Source organism: Asticcacaulis sp. AC460, from assembly GCF_000495795.1.
GTDB lineage: Bacteria > Pseudomonadota > Alphaproteobacteria > Caulobacterales > Caulobacteraceae > Asticcacaulis.
This window is the reverse complement of sequence record NZ_AWGD01000019.1, coordinates 105,037-126,659: the sequence shown is the minus strand read 5'-3', so window position 1 is coordinate 126,659 and position 21,623 is coordinate 105,037. Positions and strand designations below refer to the sequence as shown.

At 62.6% G+C, this 21,623-nt stretch carries 18 protein-coding genes, 1 tRNA gene and 1 pseudogene; 16 read left to right on the top strand and 4 right to left on the bottom strand.

Going from position 1 to position 21,623, the window contains the following annotated elements; translation table 11 throughout:
* Positions 1-3: 3 nt before the first annotated feature.
* The 5 genes and pseudogenes from ABAC460_RS50470 to ABAC460_RS34980 all read left to right on the top strand — a co-directional run.
* Positions 4-198, top strand: a pseudogene (locus tag ABAC460_RS50470) (DNA translocase FtsK); the annotation flags it as partial.
* A 270-nt stretch (positions 199-468) separates the two neighbouring features.
* The gene (locus ABAC460_RS50465; protein ID WP_035426138.1) at positions 469-744 is read left to right on the top strand and encodes a DUF2312 domain-containing protein; all 276 of its coding nucleotides are present in this window, start codon (positions 469-471) and stop codon (positions 742-744) included.
* 3 nt (positions 745-747) lie between these two features.
* Positions 748-1,077, top strand: coding sequence for a hypothetical protein (locus ABAC460_RS34990; protein ID WP_023453342.1), 330 nt, complete (start codon positions 748-750; stop codon positions 1,075-1,077).
* Between the two features lie 33 nt (positions 1,078-1,110).
* Positions 1,111-1,353, top strand: a complete 243-nt coding sequence (locus ABAC460_RS34985; RefSeq protein WP_023453341.1) for a hypothetical protein — start codon at positions 1,111-1,113, stop codon at positions 1,351-1,353.
* The gene (locus ABAC460_RS34980) at positions 1,350-3,194 is read left to right on the top strand and encodes a DNA cytosine methyltransferase (protein WP_023453340.1); all 1,845 of its coding nucleotides are present in this window, start codon (positions 1,350-1,352) and stop codon (positions 3,192-3,194) included. The genes ABAC460_RS34985 and ABAC460_RS34980 overlap by 4 nt, the downstream gene beginning before the upstream one ends.
* 5 nt (positions 3,195-3,199) lie before the next feature.
* Here the strand turns inward: ABAC460_RS34980 and ABAC460_RS34975 are convergent, their stop codons facing one another.
* On the bottom strand, positions 3,200-3,772 hold the full coding sequence (locus ABAC460_RS34975) for a hypothetical protein (RefSeq protein WP_155914624.1): 573 nt from the start codon (positions 3,770-3,772) through the stop codon (positions 3,200-3,202).
* A gap of 68 nt (positions 3,773-3,840) precedes the next feature.
* Here ABAC460_RS34975 and ABAC460_RS34970 point away from each other — a divergent pair, with 68 nt between their 5' ends.
* The 3 genes from ABAC460_RS34970 to ABAC460_RS34960 are packed head-to-tail and all read left to right on the top strand — an operon-like array spanning position 3,841 to position 6,078.
* The gene (locus tag ABAC460_RS34970) at positions 3,841-4,563 is read left to right on the top strand and encodes a hypothetical protein (RefSeq protein WP_023453338.1); all 723 of its coding nucleotides are present in this window, start codon (positions 3,841-3,843) and stop codon (positions 4,561-4,563) included.
* Positions 4,563-4,910 (top strand): hypothetical protein, encoded by a 348-nt coding sequence (locus tag ABAC460_RS34965; RefSeq protein ID WP_023453337.1) that lies wholly within the window; start codon positions 4,563-4,565, stop codon positions 4,908-4,910. The genes ABAC460_RS34970 and ABAC460_RS34965 overlap by 1 nt, the downstream gene beginning before the upstream one ends.
* The gene (locus tag ABAC460_RS34960; RefSeq protein ID WP_023453336.1) at positions 4,888-6,078 is read left to right on the top strand and encodes a site-specific integrase; all 1,191 of its coding nucleotides are present in this window, start codon (positions 4,888-4,890) and stop codon (positions 6,076-6,078) included. Before ABAC460_RS34965 ends, ABAC460_RS34960 begins: the two co-directional genes overlap by 23 nt.
* Before the next feature lie 103 nt (positions 6,079-6,181).
* Here the strand turns inward: ABAC460_RS34960 and ABAC460_RS34955 are convergent.
* Positions 6,182-6,258 (bottom strand) — tRNA-Arg (locus ABAC460_RS34955).
* A 186-nt stretch (positions 6,259-6,444) separates the two neighbouring features.
* Here ABAC460_RS34955 and ABAC460_RS34950 point away from each other — a divergent pair.
* The 3 genes from ABAC460_RS34950 to ABAC460_RS34940 are packed head-to-tail and all read left to right on the top strand — an operon-like array spanning position 6,445 to position 9,760.
* Positions 6,445-8,217, top strand: a complete 1,773-nt coding sequence (locus ABAC460_RS34950) for a gamma-glutamyltransferase family protein (protein WP_023453335.1) — start codon at positions 6,445-6,447, stop codon at positions 8,215-8,217.
* The gene (locus ABAC460_RS34945) at positions 8,214-9,068 is read left to right on the top strand and encodes a hypothetical protein (protein ID WP_023453334.1); all 855 of its coding nucleotides are present in this window, start codon (positions 8,214-8,216) and stop codon (positions 9,066-9,068) included. The genes ABAC460_RS34950 and ABAC460_RS34945 overlap by 4 nt, the downstream gene beginning before the upstream one ends.
* A gap of 2 nt (positions 9,069-9,070) precedes the next feature.
* Positions 9,071-9,760, top strand: coding sequence for an NAD-dependent deacylase (locus tag ABAC460_RS34940; protein ID WP_031236721.1), 690 nt, complete (start codon positions 9,071-9,073; stop codon positions 9,758-9,760).
* Positions 9,761-9,986: 226 nt separating this feature from the next.
* Here ABAC460_RS34940 and ABAC460_RS34935 read toward each other — a convergent pair whose 3' ends face one another.
* Positions 9,987-11,585, bottom strand: coding sequence for a sensor histidine kinase (locus tag ABAC460_RS34935; RefSeq protein ID WP_023453332.1), 1,599 nt, complete (start codon positions 11,583-11,585; stop codon positions 9,987-9,989).
* Between the two features lie 178 nt (positions 11,586-11,763).
* On the opposite strand from ABAC460_RS34935, the gene rpmH reads away from it, so the two are divergent.
* From rpmH to ABAC460_RS34910, 5 genes are all read left to right on the top strand, one after another.
* The gene (gene rpmH, locus ABAC460_RS34930; protein ID WP_006272248.1) at positions 11,764-11,904 is read left to right on the top strand and encodes a 50S ribosomal protein L34; all 141 of its coding nucleotides are present in this window, start codon (positions 11,764-11,766) and stop codon (positions 11,902-11,904) included.
* 97 nt (positions 11,905-12,001) lie between these two features.
* Positions 12,002-12,352 carry a ribonuclease P protein component gene (gene rnpA, locus ABAC460_RS34925; protein ID WP_023453331.1) on the top strand — a complete coding sequence of 117 codons (351 nt, stop codon included), beginning with the start codon at positions 12,002-12,004 and terminating at the stop codon, positions 12,350-12,352.
* Between the two features lie 37 nt (positions 12,353-12,389).
* Entirely contained in the window at positions 12,390-14,261 is a 1,872-nt protein-coding gene (gene yidC / locus ABAC460_RS34920; protein WP_023453330.1) for a membrane protein insertase YidC, read from the top strand.
* On the top strand, positions 14,258-14,905 hold the full coding sequence (gene yihA, locus ABAC460_RS34915) for a ribosome biogenesis GTP-binding protein YihA/YsxC (RefSeq protein ID WP_023453329.1): 648 nt from the start codon (positions 14,258-14,260) through the stop codon (positions 14,903-14,905). The genes yidC and yihA overlap by 4 nt, the downstream gene beginning before the upstream one ends.
* Complete coding sequence (locus ABAC460_RS34910) at positions 14,906-15,502, top strand: hypothetical protein (RefSeq protein ID WP_023453328.1); 597 nt, start codon at positions 14,906-14,908, stop codon at positions 15,500-15,502. It begins immediately after the preceding gene.
* A 10-nt stretch (positions 15,503-15,512) separates the two neighbouring features.
* Here the strand turns inward: ABAC460_RS34910 and ABAC460_RS50790 are convergent, their stop codons facing one another.
* Complete coding sequence (locus ABAC460_RS50790; RefSeq protein WP_023453327.1) at positions 15,513-21,512, bottom strand: M10 family metallopeptidase C-terminal domain-containing protein; 6,000 nt, start codon at positions 21,510-21,512, stop codon at positions 15,513-15,515.
* Between the last annotated feature and the right edge of the window lie 111 nt (positions 21,513-21,623).

The following is a 21,623-nucleotide window of genomic DNA, read 5'->3' as shown; positions in this document are numbered from 1 at the left end:
ATGGCCGACGATCTGTATAACAAGGCCGTCTTCGCGGTGACCAACGACCGCAAAGCCTCGACCAGCTTCATCCAGCGCAGGCTGCAAATCAGCTACAACTCCGCCGCCGAATTGATGGAGCGGATGGAAAAGAACGGCGTCGTCACCGCTGCCGACCACGTCGGGAAGCGTGACATTCTGGTCGGCCCGACAGATCCGTCTTCCTTCTCCTCTCCACAGCGTGGGGAGGGGGACCGCGAAGCGGTGGAGGGGTATCTTCCTTCAACTCCGGCCCCGCCCGCACCTGCCGAGCCTAAAGGCCCGCCGAAAACCTACGAATGCGCCCGGTGCGATGCGACCGAATATTGCAGCGGCCTGCCCGCTGGCTGGGAAACCCGCGAGAGTATCTCCCTGGGCACGTACCTGGTTTGCCAGCCCTGCGGCGGTACCGACCGCGCCAAGATCGAGAACGCGGCCCTGTGCCGGACGATCGCCAGCGGCGATGCCGCCTCGATCAGCTCGAACGACGTCATCACCGGCGCCGCCCAGACCCGCCTGCGTACGATTATCGAGCGCGTGGAACGACTGGAAGAGGACAAGGCCGTCATCGCGAACGACATCAAGGAAGTCTACGCCGAAGCCAAAGGCGAAGGCTTTGATGTCCAGATCCTGAAGCGCGTCGTGACCTTCCGCAAGAAGGACAAGGTCAAACGCGAGGAAGAGGACGCCATCTTCGACCTCTACATTTCCAGCATCGGCATGTGACCGATGGCGTTCGTCAGGATCTACCTCACGCGGGCGGCGCCGGGTTGCGAAGACCTTCCCGGCTCCGACTTCGCGCGCTGGCCGGTCATTCCGGAGCCCACGCCGTCGCAGGTCATTCAGTACCTGGCCCAACTGCTCCAGATGCCGCCCAACCAGTTCACGCTGTCGAGCGGCATCGGCTTCGATCCGAACGAAACCCTGGTCCACGGCCGCGACTGGACGGTCGGCAACTCGTTTCTGCTGATGGCCAAAGTCATCGACGGCATGAGCTTCGCCGACCTTCGAACCGCCCAGGCCGACATCACCGCCACCCTGAAAAACAAGGCCGCTTAGGCGACCACCACCCCAATGCTGAGGAGAAACAGCATGTTCATTCTAACGATTATTGCCCTGGCAGTAGGTGTGACCGCCCTCGCGATCGCCCTTTCGGCCGCCACCCTGTACCACATCGGTAAGGGCAACGAAGCCGACCGCAAAGGCAACGCCGGCGGCTACTGGTACTACGTCAAAGCCGTATCGTGGTTCTGGATTGCCGGATCCATTGCCTATGGCGTCGCCGCCGCTCTGTGGACGATGGCCTGCATCTTCATGATCGTAGGTGCAGCATGAGCCTGCGCCTCGAAACCCGCGAATTCACCCACTTCCACTTCTTCTGCGGCATTGGCATGGGCGCCGCCGGCTTCAACGAAGGCACGGCCCGCCTGGGCAACCTCGAAGCCCAGATGCGCTGCATCGGCGGCATCGACGTCGATAAAGACGCCATCGCCAACTTCGACCGCTTCGCCGGCGTGAAGGGCACCTGCATGGACCTGTTCACCCTTGAACAGTACATCGCCTTTCACGGCAAAGCCCCGCCTCCTGGCTGGCGCGAAGCCACCCCGGCCGATATCCAGCGCGCCGCCGGCTTCGAACGCCCCGACATCGTCTTCCTGTCCGCCCCGTGCAAAGGCTTCTCCGGTCTTCTGTCTCAGACCACGTCTTTGACCGACAAGTACCAGGCCCTCAACGAGCTGACCCTGCGCGGCGTCTGGCTCATGCTCGAAACGTGGAAGAACGACCCGCCGGGCCTGATTATCTTCGAAAACGTCCCCCGCATCCGCACGCGCGGCCGTCGCCTGCTCGATCTGATCCAGGCCTTGTTCCGGTCCTACGGCTACCAATACGCCGAGACCGAACACGACTGCGGCGAAATCGGCAACCTCGCCCAAAGCCGCAAGCGCTTCCTGATGGTCGCCCGTCACCCTGAAAAGGTGCCGCCCTTCCTGTACCAGCCGCCGAAGCACAAGCTGCGCGGTGTCGGCGAAGTCCTCGACCTGATGCCACTGCCCGGCGACCCTGCCGGCGGCCCGATGCACCGCATCCCCTCGCTGCAATGGAAGACATGGGTCCGCCTGGCCTTCGTCGAAGCCGGTAGCGACTGGCGCAGCCTCAACAAGCTGAACGTCGAAGACGGCTATCTGAAGGACTTCCTGATCGTGCCGGAATACCGCGCCGGTTACCTGGGCGTGAACACCTGGGGCGACCCGATGGGCACCGTGGCCGGCCGATCGACGCCCAGCAACGGCGCCTTCAGCGTGGCTGACATGCGCCCGCCTGCGAACGCCGAACAATACAGCCAGTACGGCGTCCTGCGCTACGAAGACACGGCCGGTGTCGTCACCTCGGCTCGCTCGCCCGGGCAAGGTAACTTTTCCGTCGCCGACATCCGCCATACTGGACCGGCTAAGCACTCCAACGAATTCCGGATCGTTCCCTATTCCGCTAACACCGGTGCTATTTCGTCGGCTCACGGCTCCGGTCAATGTGTGCAAGATCCGAGACCCGCGCAGCGCGAAGACTACAAACAGACCAAATACCGCGTCACGGCGATGGACGAAGCCGCCGGCACTGTCATCGCCGCGAGCACCACGGGCAATGGCGCTTTTGCCGTGGCCGACCCGCGCCCCAACGGCATGACGCAGGACCGCGACCACTACAACAGCCAGCGCCACTACGGCGTCCTGGCCTATACCGACACCAGCCTGGCCGTCCCCGGCTTCGCGTGCCACGACAACGGCGCATGGTCCGTCGCTGACCATCGCCCCACCGTCCTCGATGTCGAAAACCCGATCATCATGCCGGCGGCGGCGGACCGCCTGACCTGTGTCATCACCGCCCAGGACGGCACATGGCACCGCCCGTTCACCACCTTGGAACTGGCCGCGCTGCAAAGCCTGATCGACCTCGATCATCCCGACTCGTGGTGGCTTCACGGCAGCTCGGACAGCCAGTGGCGCGAGCAGATCGGCAACGGCGTCCCGCGGCTGTCGGCAAAGGCCATGGGCAGCTGCTTTGCGATGACCCTGCTGCTGGCCTCGGCCGGCGAAACCTTCCTTCTCAGCAACACGCCCATCTGGGTCCGCCCCCTGGCGGTCTCCCTGGCCGTCGATACGTCACAGGTGCCGGCATGAAGAAACTATCGAAAATCCACTACTCTATCGACAAAGGTCTCATGATGTGTCGTGTCGAAAACATCGAAGTAGTCGAACCAACCTTGAATGCCAACTATAGCTCCAGGGGCCATAGCGTAACCAAAATCGTCGTCCGTGAGCTCTTTCTCCAAACAAACAACGACTTCTTTAGCTTCGCCAGGATGCAGATTTTGGACACTTCTCATACCTGTGTACGGATATTCTTGTATGTTGTTGTTCAGCATTCTCATCTGAGCATGGAGGATAAATTTGCACGGGGTTCGACCATAGTTTCGTACCTTGAAGGTCACCTCAACGAATTTCAATATTGCAATCGACGCTTTGACGGGTTCGACTTCAACATAAGCCCTGTGCTCACGGCGCCCTGTTTCTTCGCTGGAAAGATACGCGACAATGGCTGCGATAAGCGCAACGGCCGCGACCATTGCACTTACCCAGTCCGGGTCAAAATCTGCACGGCCCAGCACAAACCCGAAGAAGAGAGCAGCAAAGGCCGCCGCCATTCCTCCCATCCATCGCTCGCGAATAGTCCAGGATTTGAGGTTTGGCAGCCGCACTTTCGTCCCCTTCAAAGTCAACGAGCAAACGTAAAGCAGGCTGAGATTGAATTCAATCAGTGTGCAGCATGAAACTGTCCGACGCCCAGCGCGCGGCCCGTGGTACCGCCGTCAACGAAGGCTCAAACCGCTACATCCAACAGCACGAACAGTTCGATATGTTCCTATCTCAGGAAGAAAAAAAGCGGATGCAGGAACGCGAACTGTTCCCGACCCAGCCTTGGAACGTCCGCGCCATGGTCCAGACCCTCGCCCCGCTGATCTTCGGATCCTGGCCGACGATTCCGCAAGACGTAGTTGTCTATGAGCCATGCGCAGGCCTGGGCCACCAGGTCGCGCCCCTGCGCGAATTTTTCCCTGACGTTCGCCCGTCCGACATCGAGGACTGGAACCGCGGCTTCCCCCTGGCCGATGCCCTGGCCTTCGAAGCCGTGACGCCGCCGGCCACAAGCCTGATGTGCACCAACCCGCCGTTCACCCTGGCCGAAGACATCGTCCGTCAGGCGCAAAAGACCTGCGACAACGTCATCATCTTGGCCCGCCTGGGCCTGATCTGCGGCGCCGGGCGCTACGAACTGCACCACAGGAACCCACTCGGCAACCTGAAGACCTTCCTGCCCTGCACCGAACGGACGCCGATGGTCCTGGGCTTCTATGACCCGGCGGCGAACAAACCTCAGGAATTCGCATGGTTTCACTATCAGCGCGGCTACACCGGCCCCGCGACCGTGGTGAACCTGCCCCCAGGCCTGAAGGCCGAACTGATGCGCCCTGAGGACGTCAAAATCTGATGCGCGAAGGCGGACTCCATCCCATACCTGAAGCCTGGCCGATGCTGATGACCATCGACCAGGCCTGCGCCTACTTGGGCGGGATGGACGGCCGTACCTTTCATAAAATCTGCCCAGTCTTTCCCGTCGATATCGGCGCCAATATCGTCCGGTACCGGCGCGCGGATCTCGACACTTGGGCATCAGGCCTGCGACCGCGCTTGAATTCCACCGCCCCGGCGGTTAACGATTCCGCGCCGGCCGCTGAAACTATGGTCGACACACCCGACCAACGTCGCGACGACGCCATCACCCGCGCCATCGCCAGAGCTACAGGGGGACATCATGGCAAACGACGCCGCGCCTGAATGGATCGAGGTGAAGCACGTCCAGCGCGTCAAGCGCGCCAACGGCCATACCGACCTGTATTTCCGCAAAAGCGGCTACCGCGAAGGCCCCCTGAAATCGCCAGACGGCACCCAGGCCCTGAAAAACGAAGTCGATGCCATCCTGAAGCGCCTGGCCGCCAGCTCGGCCGCCGTCGCCCGTCCCAGGGCGGGCACTCTGGGCGGCGCCCTGAAGGAATATAACAAATCTGCCGACTTCATCACCTTGGCCCGGTCCACCCAGGACGGATATCAGGACTATATCGACGAAATCACGGACGATTCCGGTGATGTCCTGCTGTCCGACATCACCCGAAGCTGGATCATGTCCCTGCGCGATGCCTGGGCCCTGCGCGGCTACCGCGCCGCCAACATGCGCCTTCAGCTGCTGAAAAACGCCCTGACACCCATCATCGCCGACGAAAACGACAACCGCATCAAGGGCGATCCGTTCAATAAGGTCGATAATGTCCGCCGGCCGCACGATCTGGACGAAGGCAACCCGACCTGGGAAGATTTCGAGGTCGAGACCGCCATCGCATCGGCGATCGAGCGCCAACACCCCGGCTTGGCCCGTGCCATCGCCCTGGCCAGATATGGCGGCTTCCGCAAAGGCACCATCATGGCCGTTCCGATGCGCGCCCGCGTGATCGGTCACAACGCCGAAGGCCTCCCCGAACGCCGCATCCACTGGATCACGGAAAAGCGCAAGGTCCTGGCCGACCGCCGCGAAGACGAACGCCTGACGGCGATCCTCGATGCGACGCCGAATCGCGCACTTACCCTGTCCTATGACGCCAACGGCACGCCGTGGAAGTCGCGCGCCCTGGGCCATGCCTTCGATCGGCTGATGAATTCGCTTGCCCGCGCGGGCAAGGTCCGCGCCGATATGAACGAAGAGGGTAAAATCTTCTGCCCCCTGACTTTGCACGGCTTGAAGCACAGCCGCGGCGTTGAACTGGCCATGGCGGGCGCCAGCGATGCCGGCATCATGTCCCAGCTGGACCACGCCACGACTCGGGCGGCGGCGATCTACCGGCGGCAGGCCGAACGCCGCGGCATGGCCGACCACGCCCAGGACCAGGTTGACAACGTCCGCCACCTCCGCGCCGCCCGCGCGGCCGAGCTTCGGAACAAGGGCGGAACCTGAGCTGTAACAAGGCCTGTAACAAGGCTGTAACAGCCCCTTTGAGGCTCATACCCCAGACGCAAAAACAGCCCCGTAAGGGGCTGTAATTGTTTAAAAAAGTGGATGGCGCACTCGGAGCGATTCGAACGCCCGACCCTCAGATTCGTAGTCTGATGCTCTATCCAGCTGAGCTACGAGTGCATTTCCACAAGCCGCAAGGCCTTAAGCCCCGCGAAGAGGCGGGACATTTAGTTGAGCTTCCCGGCAAAGGCAAGGCGGAATCGCGCATTTTTTCACATCTATTCGCGATTTTTGTTGTTCCCCACAGCAGCGCCGCGCTCTAATCGAACCCATATAAGGCCTCCCCGCCTGTATGGAGTTCACCCGGTGCCGCGATTTGTCGTCAAAACCCTGCATGTCGTGACCCTGGTCGCGGTCGCCCTCTCAGCGCCAGGCTTTGTTTCAGCATCTTGGGCGAAGCCGCAAAAGGTCGAGCCGATCGTTGCCGCAGCCGAGCCCGTCGCCGTCGAAGCCGGCATGGCCGTGCTGAAGCGCGGCGGCACCGCTGCCGACGCCGCCGTCGCCGTCCAGTCCGTGCTGGGGTTGGTCGAGCCGCAAAGCTCGGGCCTGGGGGGCGGCGCCTTCATGCTCTATTACGACGCGGCCACCGGCGAGATCACCGACTATAACGGCCGCGAAGTCGCGCCGGCTTCGGCCACCGCTGATCGTTTCTTAGGGCCTGATGGCAAGTCCCTGCCCTGGCCGACGGCGGTGACCTCAGGCCGCGCCTCTGGTGTGCCGGGGGCGGTGTTCATGCTTGACCAGGCGCACAAGGATCATGGCAAGCTGGCGTGGAATACGCTGTTCGATGCCGGCATCGGCCTGGCTGATACGGGTTTCACCGTGTCGAAGCGCCTGGGCAACTATCTGCAGAACCGCGACTTCCCGCAGAAGACCACGGCTGACACAAAAGCCTATTTCGGCAACGGCCAGGGCGGCTTCCGCAAGACCGGCGACGTCATGACCAACCCGGCCTATGGCGACACCTTGCGCGCGCTGGCGGCGCAGCGCAGCGACGCTTTTCGCTCGGGCCCGATCGCCGAGGCCATCGTCGCACGCAGCAATGCCGAGCCCCTGCCCGGCGGCATGACGTTGGCCGATCTCGCCGGATACAAGGTCAAGTCGACCACGATCAAGCCTTACAAGGCCACCAGCGACTATCGCGGCCGGCCTTTGTGCGTGCCCTACCGCGTCTATATAGTCTGCACCACCAATGTGCCGTCCGGCGGGATCGCCGTGCTGCAGGGGTTGCGCATCGCTGAGGCCTATCCGCTGGGGCAGTGGGGCGTGCATGATCCGCGCGCCTGGCAGGTGCTGATCGAGGCCGAGCGGCTGATGTATGCCGACCGCGACTATTATGAAGGCGACACGCCTTTGTTCGCCGCCCAGCAGACCGCCTATCTCAACGGCAACTATGCCCTGTCGCGCGCGGCTTCGATCACCATCGGCAAGGCCGGCGCGACGCCGAAAGCCGGCCAGTTGCCGGTTGTCACCGTTCAGCCCGGCATCGACGCGACGTTGGAGCCTGCCGGCACGACACATTTCGTCATCCGTGACGGTTATGGCAATGTGTTGAGTATGACCACGACGGTCGAGAGCATCTTCGGCTCCGGGCGGATGGTCGGCGGGTTTTTCCTCAACAATCAGCTGACTGATTTTTCGTTCAGCCCGACCGCGCCGGACGGCACCCCGGCCGCCAATGCCGTCGCCGGCGGGAAACATCCGCGTTCGTCCATGGCGCCGGTGATCGTGTTCGATGCGACGGGCCGGAAGGTCGTGGCCGCGGTCGGTTCGCCCGGCGGCAATTCTATTTTGAGCTATAATCTGAAGACGTTGATCGGGGTGCTAGACTGGAAGTTGCCCATGCAGGACGCCATCAATCTGCCCAATGTGGTGGCGCGTGGCGATTCCATCCGCATCGAAAAGGAGCGCATGGAGCCCAAGGTATGGGACGGGTTGGTCGCCATGGGTTATCAGATGACGGCGGTGTCGGGCGAGGAATCGGGGCTGAACGGCATATTGCGTCAGAAGGACGGCAGTTTCGATGGCGGCTCGGATCCGCGCCGCAGCGGGGTTGTGATGAAGGGGGGGAACGAATGACCGAACCGGCCACAGGCCAGATTTACGCTTTCCGCACAACGCCGTTCAACGAGTTTTCGCCTCCGCAAACCGGTCGGTATGCCGTGTTCAAGGTCTTGGTCGTGACACCTAAGCAGGTCGCGGTTGTGGTCCTTGATGGGATCTGGCCAAAGGTCCCCACGTTGGAAGACGCCCAGACCGCCGACATTTTGCACGAGAACTGCTTCTTTCACATAAACAGCGGACAGCCTGCCGTCAGGGGATTGTCACGGGACGGGTGGAGACTCGACGGCTTTGAGGACATCGTCCTCCTGGGCGTTGCCGGATTGACCGATGCGGAACGTAAGCGCGCCGATCTTTTCGGGCGCAGCACCATTGGGGTTTCTTTCGGGCCGCTGCATTCCGTCAGTTGGTCCGCCGAGGGCGAATGGCGATGGGCTCACGATCGGGATGCCCTGCTGGCGGAAAACGAACAGCAAAAGGCCAGGGACCAGGCCGAGCGTGCCGCAGCTGCCGAGCGCTTCCGCAGCCGGCTGAGCAAGCTGACCTGGGAGCAGCTTCTGTCGGAAACGCCGTTCGAAGGCTGGACGCCTTCGCCACCGTTTCCGCCCGAGGATTTTACCCTCGCCGCCCGATCGGTTGTGCGCCAGGCCTGCATGGACCTTCGCGGTCTGGGCGCGAAACCGCGTAAAGCCGATGTCCGCAGGATCCTGAAGGCCACTGTCGAATGGTTCAATACCGCCGGGGCCGAGGCCGGTGACGTCATCGAAACCGAAGAACGCGAGGATATCTGCGAGCTGCTGGAAGAAATGGCCCATGTGGCGCGCCAGGACGCTTTGGTGGATGAGATCGACTCATGGCGGGACTGGTAAGCATGAGAAACATCGTCATTTTGACCGGCGCCGGCATATCGGCGGAATCGGGTGTCCCGACCTTCCGAGCTTCGGACGGGCTGTGGTGTGGTCATCGCGTGGAAGAGGTCGCTACGCCGGAAGGCTTCGAGGCCAATCCAGCCTTGGTTCAGGATTTCTATAACCAGCGCCGCCGCCAACTGGCCGAGGTTGAGCCCAATGCCGCTCACCATGCCTTGGCCAAACTGGCGGCGGAATGGGATCGCGGCGAGGTGTTGGTCGTCACTCAGAATGTCGATGACCTGCATGACCGCGCCCATGTGGCGACCGGAACCGTGGATCGGGTGCTGCATATGCATGGCGAATTGCTGAAGGCGCGTCATCTTGAGACCGGTCATGTTTCGGCCTGGTCCGGCGATATGGCCGCTGACGGCGATGTTCGTCCGCATATCGTCTGGTTCGGCGAGATGCCGCTGGATATGGACGTGATTGGTCGGGCGCTAGGCAATAGCCATCTCTTCCTGTCGATCGGGACCTCGGGCAATGTCTATCCGGCCGCCGGCTTTGTCCAGGAGGCCCGCCGCGCCGGTGCCCATACGGTCGAGTTGAACCTCGAACCGTCGCTGGGCCATTCGCTGTTCGACGAGAAGATTCTCGGGCCGGCGACGCAGGTCGTGCCGGAATATGTCGAGCAATTGTTGGCTGGGAAGTAAGAAAGATACCCCTCCCCCCCTTCGGGGTCCCCCTCCCCACTTCGTGGAGAGGAGAAGGAAGTAAGAATTTTCAGCGAACTCCTCACTTGATGAAGAACCGGCTACGGTCTAACCGACGGTACGGCGCTTCCGAAAGAAAGTCGCCCCACCACCACCCTTCGCCTCCGCTTCGCTTTGGCTTCGGGTGGTCCCCCTCCCCGCTCGCGGGGAGGTATAAGCGGGGGGATTACCCCTTCAGCGGCAGCTTGATCTCGAACGTCGTGCCGCCGGCGCCGGTGGCAGCCAGGCGCACGTCGCCACCGTGAATCTGCGCCAGTTCGCGCGCGATCGCCAGCCCCAGACCCGAGCCGCCCGGCGTCAGCGAAGACGTAAACGGCTGGAACAGCTTCTCGCGGATCTTTTCCGGTATCCCCGGGCCGTTGTCGGCTACCAGCAACAACACTTCGTCCGCCGTCTTCAGCGCCGTCACCGTGATCCGGCCCTTGGCCTTGCGATTGGGCTGAAGCTCGATTGCCTGGCGGGCATTGCGCATCAGGTTGACCAGGAGACGGTGCAGTTGTTCCGGATCGGCCTCCAGGTGGAAGCCCTTCGACGCCTTCAGCGAGAATTTCACGGTTTCCGGCGCCTGCGCCGTCATGCCCAGGCCGGCATCCTCCGCCGCGGCTTCGGCCAGGTCCTTGAGGTTGACGATCTGGATTTGCGGCGCGTGTTCGTCCGACTTGCCGTAGGTCAGTACATTGGTGGCCAGCGACAGGGCCCGGTCCAGGGCGCGTTCCAGGCGCGGCAGGGCCTTGGCCACGGTCGGGTCGTCCGACACGGCCGACAGGCGGTCCGACGCCATCTGGGCCGAGGTCAGCATGTTGCGCAGGTCGTGATTGATCTTCGACACCGCCTGGCCCAGGGCCGCCAGCCGCGCCCGCGAGCGCAGCGAATTGCGCACCTCTTCCTGCATCGAGGCCAGTTCACGCTCGATCTGGCCGATTTCGTCACGACGATGGGAATGGGCCGCCTTGAGTTTCGGGTCTTCGGGATTCGAACGGAAGGTCTGGATGACCTTGGTCAGGCGCCGGATCGGCCGCACGATGAACCCCGACAGCGCCGCGAACACCAGCACGCCAGCGGCGAACGAGATGCCCAGGCTGACCCGCAGCATGTTGAGCAGACTGGATTTCAGCACCTGGCGCAACGGTTCGGCCCTGACCACGATTTCGATCAGCTGGCCGGAACGCACGGTGGGCGGCGCCTGGACGTGGATCAGCCGGTTCGGCGCGCCCATCAGGGTCTTCCACGGCGCCCACAGATAGCGCAGGTCGTCGATCGGGTTGTTGCGCGGCCGGCGCAGTTGCATCACCTGGTTGGGCACCACGGTGTTGGGGTCGAACAGGCGGTAGTTGCGTGAGCCGTCCTCGATGGCCAGGTACAGCACATTGGCGCTGCTTAAGAGCTGCGACGACATCTGTTTGGAGACGGTGTTTTCGACCGAGGTGTCGATGGCCTGGGAGGCGATTTCGGCGCGGCGCATGGTGTCGTCCAGCCAGCGTTCCTGGTCGGCGGCCAGGGACGGGATCAGGATGACGGCCTCGACGATCAGGATAAAGCCGAAGGTCATGACCAGAAGCTGGCCCGACAGGCTGACGGCGAAACGGCGGGCGGCGTCGAAGGCGGTCAGGCTGTATTTCAGCGACAGCGCCGCCAGAAGGTTCAGAGCGCGCGCCAGGCGATCGGCATAGAAGCCCATCCGCTCCTTACGGTTGGCAGGCGGCTTACCGCCGCCGCGCCGCGAAGGACCGGTATCGAACTTTCCCGATTTGCCTTGATCGAACACTAAACCTTGTTCCCGTAAACATGGACCGTGACTCGGGTGGCCCCAACATACTATAACTGAATTAGGGCGCAAAACGTGCAAATAAGATTGACAAGCCGGATAGGCTGGATTATCCACCCGCCTCTTTGCAATTTTCGGCGTCTGCACGGGCGCCCCGATATCATCCGGAGTTACCCTCATGGGAACGAAGCGTACCTATCAGCCGAGCCGCCTGGTCCGCAAGCGCCGTCACGGTTACCGCAGCCGCATGGCCACCAAGAACGGCCAGAAGATTGTCGCCCGCCGCCGCGCCAAGGGCCGCAAGCGCCTGACCGCCTAATCAGAGGCTGAGATTCCGAATCTGTTTGAGAAGGGCCCTTGAGTTCGCTTGGGGGCCCTTCTTGCATGTCCGCACAGCCACCCTATTTCTCTCGCCAATGATCCACCTCCAGCACCGCGCCGATTTTCTCAGGGCCGCCAAGGCGCCCTACGCCGCCCGCACCGGCGTGGTGGTCCAGGCGAGGCCGCGCGAAGACGACAGCAGCGACATCCGGGTGGGCTTCACCGCGACGAAGAAGGTCGGCAATGCCGTGGTCCGTAACCGGGTCAAGCGGCGCCTGCGCGAGGCGGCACGAAGCTTGCTGCCCGATCTGGGCCGTCCCGGCCACGACTATGTCTTCATCGCGCGCGCCGGTACTTTCGACCGCCCCTGGCAGGCTTTACTTGACGATGTCAAAGCCGCCCTGATAAGGCTCGGCGCGAATAAACCGGCCCGCGCGGAGCCTTGAGTAACATCCGTCCCGCCATCAGGAAAAAGACGTTCTAATGAACAACAACGCGCCCGACACCAGGAACATGATCTATTTCCTGATAGCCAGCATGGTTCTGCTGTTCGGCTATCAGTACTTCGTCACCGGTCCGCAGCAAAAGAAGCTGGAAGCCCAGCGCGCCGTCGCGGCGTCGCAGTCGGCCTCCTCGTCCAGCGCCGCGGTCGCCGCCGGCCTGCCGGTGGGCGCTCCTGCCACCCTGACGCGGGAACAGGCGCTGGCGGCAGCGCCACGCGTCGCGATCGACACCCCCTCCCTGCGCGGCAGCCTGTCGCTGAAGGGGGCGATCATCGATGACCTGTACCTGAAGAAGTACAAGGACTCCACGCAGCCCAACTCGACCGATGTCGAACTGCTGCTGCCGCGGGGTTCGGAGCGCGCCTACTATATCCAGTCCGGCTATCTGGGGCAGAACATCCCGGGTCTTCCGGATGACAATACCGTCTGGACCGTGGCGTCCGGCGATGTCCTGGCCCCGGGCAAGCCCGTCGTCCTGACCTACGACAGCGGCGCCGGCCTGGTCTTCACGCGCAACCTGACCATCGACGACAACTACATGATCACCGTCGAAGATGCCGTCGCCAATACCGGCCCGGGCGCCGTGGCCTTCTCACCCTATTCGACGGTCATCCGTTATGACATGCCGCTGCACCCGGAACGCACCGGCGTCGTCCATGAAGGCGCCATCGCCACCTTCCCGAACAAGATCGAAAACGGCAAGGTCGACCGTTACAAAACCCAGTCCCTGAAGTACAAGGACATGGTCAAGAAGCCGGACGAAAAGCTGCTCAAGGACAAGCCGTCACTGGGTGGCTGGTTCGGGCTGACCGACCGCTACTGGATGGCCGCCGTCATTCCGGCCCAGGACCAGGCCGTCCAGTTCACCGCCAAGACGACCGTCCAGAACGGCAAGCCGATCTTCCAGTCCGGTTACCAGGACCAATCGGTTACCGTCGCCCCCGGCCAGACCTGGAAAAGTCAGTCGCATATCTTTGCCGGCGCCAAGCTGAACGCCCAGCTCCAGGCCTATGAAAAGGACCTGAAGATCCCGCGCTTCGGTTATGCCACCGACTGGGGTTCCCTGCAGTTCCTGACCTATCCGATGTACTGGCTGCTGGACAAGCTGTACGGCTTCCTCAAGAACTTCGGTTTCTCCATCCTGGCCCTGACCGTTATCGTCAAGCTGGTCTTCTACCCGCTGGCCCACCGCGCCTACGAGTCGATGACCAAGATGAAGCAGGTGCAGGACCGCCTGAAGCCCAAGCTGGACGACATCAAGAAGCGCTATCCTGACGATCAGCAGAAGCAGCAGGAAGCAACCATGAAGCTGTACCAGGACGAGAAGGTCAATCCGATGGCCGGCCTGGGCGGATGTCTGCCGATGCTGCTGCAGATCCCGGTCTTCTGGGCGCTGTATAAGGTCCTGCTGCTGGCCATCGAAATGCGCCACGCGCCGTTCTTCGGCTGGATCAAGGACCTGTCGGCGCCGGATCCGAGCTCCTTCGTCAACCTGTTCGGTCTGCTGCCCTTCACCCCGGCCGACGTCCCGCTGATCGGCGGCATCCTGGCCGGACCGCTGCACCTGGGCGTCGTCGCCATCCTGTACGGCGGCTCGATGTGGCTGAGCCAGCAGATGACCCCGACCGCCAATGTCGACCCGATGCAGAAGAAGATGCTGGCCTTCATGCCGGTCATCCTGACCTTCTTCATGGCCCAGGTCGCGGTCGGCCTGATCATCTACTGGATCTGGTCGAACATCCTGACCATCTTCCAGCAATGGACCATCATGCACCGCCTGAAGGTCGAAAACCCGATCGATAACGGTGTCGCCAAGATCAAGGCGCTGCTCGACAAGAAGAAGGCGGCGTGACCGAGTCCCCTTACGACGACGAAACCCTGGAGGCGGGCCGGCTGCTGTTTGCCCGCCCCGCCACCTTCGTCATGGGCGCCGCCAAGGTCGAGCAACTGCCCGACACGTCGCAGCCCGAAGTCGCCTTCGCCGGCCGGTCGAATGTCGGCAAGTCGTCGCTGATCAACGCCGTGGTCGGCATGAAGGCCCTGGCGCGGGCCTCGAACGAGCCCGGCCGCACGCGCGAGGTCAACTTCTTCAACGTCAACGGCCAGCTCCACCTGGTCGACCTGCCCGGCTACGGCTGGGCCAAGGCGTCGAAGGTAACGGTCAAGAAATTCCAGAATTTGGGCCGCGACTATCTGCGTGGCCGGCCGAACCTGAAGCGGGCCTATCTGCTGATCGACGCCCGTCATGGCCTGAAAGAGGTCGACAAGGAGCCGATGGACGCCCTGGACGTGGCGGCGGTGTCCTATCAGATCGTCCTGACCAAGGCCGACAAGATCAAGCCGGCGGAACTGGCAAAGGTCATCGAAGCCACCCAGGCCGGGGTCAAGAAGCGTCCGGCGGCCCACCCGCTGGTGCTGGCGACCTCATCGGAAGCCGGCTTCGGCATCGCCGAGCTGCGCGCCGAGATCATGCGGGTGTGCGAGGTTACACCGTAAATGGGCCTGGAAGCCGACAGCGTGTTGCTCACCGCTGACGGTCAGGTCGCCGTCAAAGCCCTGCTGGAAACCCATGAACTGATCCTGCGCGGTGCGTTTCGCAAGACCTTCGCCCGCAAGGATATCCTGCATCCCCGCGTCGAAGGCGACCGCCTGCTGTTCGAACACGGCGGCGAAACCTGGACGCTGAGCCTGCCGCCCGGCAAGGTCGGGGCCTGGGTGAAGAAACTGACGACACCTCTGCCGACCCTGGCTGCCAAGCTGGGCGTGGATGCAGCGCATAAGGTGCTGGTACGCGGCGATATTTCTGACCCGGCCCTGGCCGAAGCGCTGTCCGACGCCATAGCCATCGAGCCGGCGCAGGCCGTGCAGGGCGTCATCGTGGCGGACGGCGAAGACGCATTGACCACGGGGCTGGGCGACGTGATCGCCTTGCTGCCGGCGGCCCCGCTGTGGATCGTATATCCAAAGGGCGCCCGGTCCCCACTGCCTGAGGCCACAGTGCGCCGTCACCTGCATGCGCGGGGCTATGTCGATACGAAGACCAGTGGTGTTTCCGGCACCCTGACCGCCCTGCGCTTTTCGAAGCGGAAATAAAGCCCGCCGCCTACCAGACCATATGCGCCAGGACGTCGGCGGCGACGGCACTGCTCACCGTAATGACGTTGCCGCTGCTCAAAGAGATCAGCACATTCAGGCCCGACTGGGTGACCAGGCCGGCATTGGCGACGCCGTTGGTATAGGCGTGGACATTGATGCTGTCGTTCTGGGCCGCGCTGAAGTCGGTGACCGTATCGAGGCCGCTGGCGGCGTCGAACAGGAAGATGTCCGCCCCCAGCCCGCCGGTCAGGATATCCGCCCCGCCCTTGCCGTTCAGCGTATTGACGCCATCATTGCCGGTCAGGGTGTTGGCCAGGCTGTTGCCCGTGGCGTTGATATTGGCCGATCCGGTCAGGATGATGGTCTCGGCGTAACGGGCATTGAGGTTATAGGTCACGATCGAATAGATGACATCGGTCCCCGCCCCGCCGGCTTCGACGACATTGTCCGTCGCGTTCTGGACATAGTAGGTGTCGTTGCCGAGACCGCCGCTGAGGACGTTGACGCCGCCATTGCCGGTCAGGACGTTGTTGAGGTCGTTGCCCGTGCCGTTGATGGCGCCGCTCCCGGTCAGGTTCAGGTTCTCGACATTGGCGGCCAGGGTCCAGGTGACCGACGACTCGACCAGATCGCCGCCGCCGCCGGCGCCTTCGGTGATCGTATCGCCGGCATCGTCGACGATATAGGTGTCGTTGCCGGTACCGCCGATCAGACTGTCGGCGCCTGCACCGCCGTCGAGACGGTCATGGCCGGTGCCCCCATCCAGGGTGTTGACCGCGCCGTTACCGATAAGCACGTTGGCCAGGCCATTGCCCGTGGCGTTGATGGCGGCGGCCCCGGTCAGGGTGATGTTCTCGACCTGCTTGCCGGCCAGGCTGTAGGTGACCGACGCAAAAATGGTGTCGGTGCCCTCGCCCGTCAACTCGGTGACGACATCGCCGGTCGCGCCGACATAGTAGGTGTCGTCGCCCAGGCCACCGATAAGGGTGTCGTTGCCGGCGCCGCCATCCAGGACGTTATTGCCACCGTTGCCGGTGAGCACGTTGCCCAGGGTGTTGCCGGTGGCGTTGACGTTGCCGCCGCCCGTCAGGGTCAGGTTTTCGATCACCTGGCCGGCCAGCGAGAAGCTGACCGAGGCGCGGACCAGGTCTGTGCCGTTGCCCGAAATTTCGGTGATCACAACGCCCGTAGAGTTGACGATATAGGTGTCGTCGCCCGCGCCGCCGGCCAGGGTATCGGCGCCGCCACCGCCATCCACGACGTCGTTGCCGCCCAGACCGCTCAGCAGGTTGTTGCCGCTGTTGCCTTCCAGGACGTTGGCCAGATCATTGCCGGTGCCCGACGCGCCACCGTTGCCGGTAAGGATAAGATTTTCCAGATTGGCGCCCAGGATATAGTTGAAGCCAGCGTAGACGAGGTCATCCCCTTCGCCCGTCTGCTCGGTTATCGTATCGCCGGCATCGACGACATAGGCGTCGTTGCCAAGTCCTCCCAGCAAGCTGTCATTGCCGGCGCCGCCATCGAGATAGTCGTCTCCGGCCAGGCCGCTCAGGACATTGTTGCCCGCATTGCCGAACAGGAAGTTGTTCAGCCCGTTGCCGGTGCCATTGATATCGCCGTTGCCGGTCAGTTGCAGGCTTTCGACATGGTCGGTCAGGGTATAGCTGACCGAAGCCTCGACGCGGTCGTCGCCGTCGTCGCCCTGTTCCGTCACCACATCGCCGGCGGCATCGACGATGTAAGTGTCGTTGCCTTCACCGCCGATCAGGGTGTCGTTGCCGGCGCCGCCGTCCAGCCGGTCGTGGCCGCCACCGGTGGAGATGGCGTTGTTGCCGGCCGTCCCGGTCACCGTATCGGAGCCGTCACCGGTGATCGCGTTTTCGAAATTGACGTAGCTTTCGCTGGGGTAATCGGTGAGACCGGTGACCAGGTTGAGGGTATAGCTTCCTGAGAAAGAGGTGGTATCGATGGTATCTATGCCATCGCCGCCGTCCATGACTTCAAAAAAGTCCGTCAGGCCGGCATAAAGGGTGTCGTTGCCGATGCCTCCATTATAGGTGCCGTCACCCGAGGAGGTGATGACGTCATTGCCGTCGCCGCCTTCGACCGAGTCCATCCCGCTACCGGCAAGAAGCGTATCGTTGCCGCTGCCGCCGATCAGGGTATCGCTGCTCGCCCCACCGGAGATCGAATCGTGGCCCGCGCCGCCGTCCAGGACATTGCCTCCGCTGTTGCCGATGAGGACATTGGCCAGTCCGTTGCCGGTGCCGTTGATATGGCCAGCCCCTTCGGCCAGGGTCAGGTTTTCCACCTGCTTGCCCGACAGGCTGTAGGTGACGCTCGAGACGATCAGGTCGGTGCCGGCATTGCTGGCTTCGACGACGCTGTCGGCCGTGTTCTGGATGTAATAGGTATCGTTACCCAGGCCGCCGGTCAGGATGTTGGTCCCGGTGTTGCCCGTCAGCACATTGTCGAGCGCATTGCCCGTCCCGTTGAGATTGGCAGAGCCTGTCAGGGTCAGGTTTTCGACATAGTCTCCGAGGGTGTAGGTGATGGAGGATTCGACCAGGTCGATCCCCGTGCCGTCGATGAATTCCACCACGACATCTCCGGCCGCATCGACAACATAGGTGTCGTTGTAATTGCCGCCTTCCAGGGTGTCGTTGCCGGTGCCGCCATCCAGCCGGTCCTCGCCGCCATACCCCGTCAGCATGTCGTGGCCACCGCCGGCGGACAGCGTATTGTTGCCCTCCGTTCCGCGGATGTCATTGGCCAGGCCGTTACCGGTGCCGATAAGCGCACCTCCCGTCAGGTACAGGTTTTCAGCCTGCCTGCCGGCCAGAGAATAGTCGACCTCGGCGAAGATCAGATCGGTCCCGGCGCCGGCGGCTTCGATGACATTGTCTCCGGTATGCTGGACCGTGTAGGTATCGTTGCCCAGGCCGCCTGCCATCGTATCGGCGCCCGCCACGCCCTCGATATAATTATCCTGGTCGTTGCCGGTCAGGCTGTCGTTACCGGCGGATCCGGTCAGGTTACGGAAGTTGACCAAGGTATCCGTGCCGCCGCCCCCGGTGTTTTGCGCCGTGATCAGCGCCAGGGACACGGTGACACCGCCGGGGCCATCGACATAGCTTACGGTATTGATGCCACTGCCGCCATCCAGGCTGTCATCGCCGCCGCCGCCGAACAGGAAGTCGTCACCGGCACCGCCGAACACGGTGTTATTGCCCGCTCCGGCATAGATGGCATCGTTGCCGTCGTTCGGGTCCAGTTCCAGCGGCGGTGGTGTATTGCCCTTCAGCGAGACATGCAGGTTATAGGCCTGGCCCGTGGTCAGAGCCGAGGCGGTTGTGGCGGTCGCAAATTGGCCGACACGGATATAGTAGGTCCCGGCGGCGGCGAACTGATAGGTCAGGAAGGAATCCGCGGGGGTAAAGCTGCCGCTGGCGCCGTCGCTGACGGAGGAGTCATCGCTGAAGGCGATCCGGGTCCCCGACGCGTCGAACAGTTCGATGAACGAATCCAGACTGATTGACGTATCGATATCGAAGGTGCCGACAACGCCGGCAGCATCGACGGTGAAGCTGTACATATCGAAGGCGCCGCTGCCCCTTCCGAAGACCGTCGTGTGCGGGAACCAGGTCGCGTCGGCAACATCGGCATGGCCGGTCGTGCCGAAAGCGGTTGCCGCCAGGTTGAGAGCCGTGGCGATGGTGTCATGCACAGGCAGGACGGACTCGTTGATGCTCTGGGCGGTTCTGGTCAGGACGGCGCCATAGATGATATCATCGCCGCCCTGGCCGTAGAGGGCGTTGAAACCCGTGTTGCCGATGATGATGTTGGCCAGGCCGTTGCCGATGCCGTAGGCTGTCTCGGTGGTTGCCAGGGTCAGGTTTTCGACATGGTCGCCCAGGGTATAGGTGCTCCAGGCGACGACCAGGTCGGTGCCTTCGCCCGCTGCTTCGATCACGCTGTCGCTGGCGCTGTCGACGATATAGGTATCGTTACCGATGCCGCCTTCCAGGATATCCGGGGAGACATCGCTATAATCCTTCGTGCCCGCCGGGAGGGGGTTGTTCATCGTCAGGTGCAGGGTGTAGGCGCTGCCGGCGTCCAGCGGCGCTGAAGTTGTACCCGAAAGCCACTTTCCGACCCGAATGTAGTAGGTCCCCGCCTCGATGAAGACGATGTTCAAAAACGGATCGTCCTGGGTCGCGCTACCTGCGCCACCTTCGGTAATCGAGGCCTGATCGTCAGAATTGAAGCGCGTGCCCGCGGCATTGAAAAGTTCGATGAACGCGTCGAGATTGGCCGACTGATCGATGTCGAAAGTGACGACGGTGCCGGGTTGAGCCACGACGAAACTGTACATATCGTATGTACCATTGCCGGTGCCGGTAATCGTGGTGTGGGCCTGGCTGTCCGAGCGGAAGACATTGTCGTCCGGGTTCAGTCCGAAAACGGACGGCGCCAGGTGAATGGCATTGGCAAGGGTATCGTGTTGCGGAAGGCTGCTTTCGTCCAGGACCTGGGCCTGTTTCGGGACCAGGCTCGCTGCCACCAGCAGGTCGTCCCCGCCCATGCCCTTCAGGTAGTTGCTGGCCGTATTGCCGATGATGATGTCGTTACCGGAACCAGCGATGACGTTTTCAATCAGCGAACGCCCGTCGCCCTGATACAGCAGGGCATTCGCGACATTGCCGGGTTGCCCGCTAAAACCCTCCAGCTTCGGAATCGAGTCGCCCCGTTGCGCCTGGCTGAAGGTCGAGAACGCTCCCGGTTGCAGGTTGATCCTCTGGTTATCGCTGAAGTTGGAGAGGTCGTAGGTATCGACGCCGTTGCCGTCCCAGATGGTGCGGAAAATCTTGCCGATGCCGGCGACGCTGTCGAATTCCGGTGTGCCCTGGCCGATGCCATTGATGAACATTTCGCCGGTCAGGGCATTGAAGGTGTAGACCGAGTCCGTGGCGTTGCTGTTGAAATTGGCGCCGTACAGGAACTGCAAGGCCGCGATGTCCGACTGCATGTAGGTCTGCGGCTGGTTGAACTGCTCGCCCTGGAAGCCGCTGGTACCCGGCGTCGAATTGTAGGTCATGAGCGACCACGCCCAGCCGTCGTTGAACTGCGGCAGGGCGCGCGTGCCGTAATGCGGCCCTGGCCCGTCGAGATAACCGCCCGGCACCAGGTCGCTTGTCGTCAGGTCGCTCATGCCGTGCTTCAGCCCCATGGTATGGCCGATCTCGTGCATCACGGTCGCCATGCCCCAGTTGCCGATGGCCGGGGTCAGGTAGAAGGGCTGGTTGTTGTCACCGAACCAGATGTCGCCGTCCCCAGGGTCTGAGCCAGGGAACATGCCCTGCGCCGAGGGCAGGTTGGTATCGTCATTGGCCTGTGACATCCGGATGATGCCATGGGTGTCGGCGCTTTCCGTCACCTCGGTAAAGGTCAGGTTGGTATAGCTGGCCAGCAGGGCAAAGGCGTAGCGCGCCGCGGTCTGTTGCGCCGCGTTGAACGGGATGTGGTTGGCCAGGAAGGTGGGTTCGGCGTAAGGCGTGTCGTAGAATTCGGCCGTCGCCGGGAAGCTGTAGGTGATGTTGCTGACCGTCCAGCGTGAACCGAAGATCGTGGCGTCGACCAGTTGGTTGCCGGTATATTCGTAGCGCACATTGACCGGGTCGTAGGTGTAGGTCAGCACCTCCGAGATGCCGGGATGCGAGCCTTCGCGGATGCCGGCAGAGGACGAGGTTCCGGAAGCGCCTCCGGCATGAACATGACCGCCGCTCGTCGTACCTTCGGTGGCCGGAGCCGACTTGATATCTTTCAGGACCGTCGGCGTCAGAGTGACGGCGGCGGTAAATTTCTGTGCGACGGTATGCGATTCAAGGGGGGCCGTGATCTTGACGGCCGTCAGGACCGGCACCCCGGAGTCGGCCCGCAAGGCCACCCGTGCTTCCGATTCGTCCAGCCAAACGGCATCCTTATCGGCCTTGCGAAATAATCCCACGACACAGCCCCTTAAAAATATGGCGGCTCTTCGGCAGCCGTTAAAAAAGGGTAAAGTGGCACAGTCGTGAAACTAAGTCACGGTAAAGATTTGCCGCGCCACACACCGGCT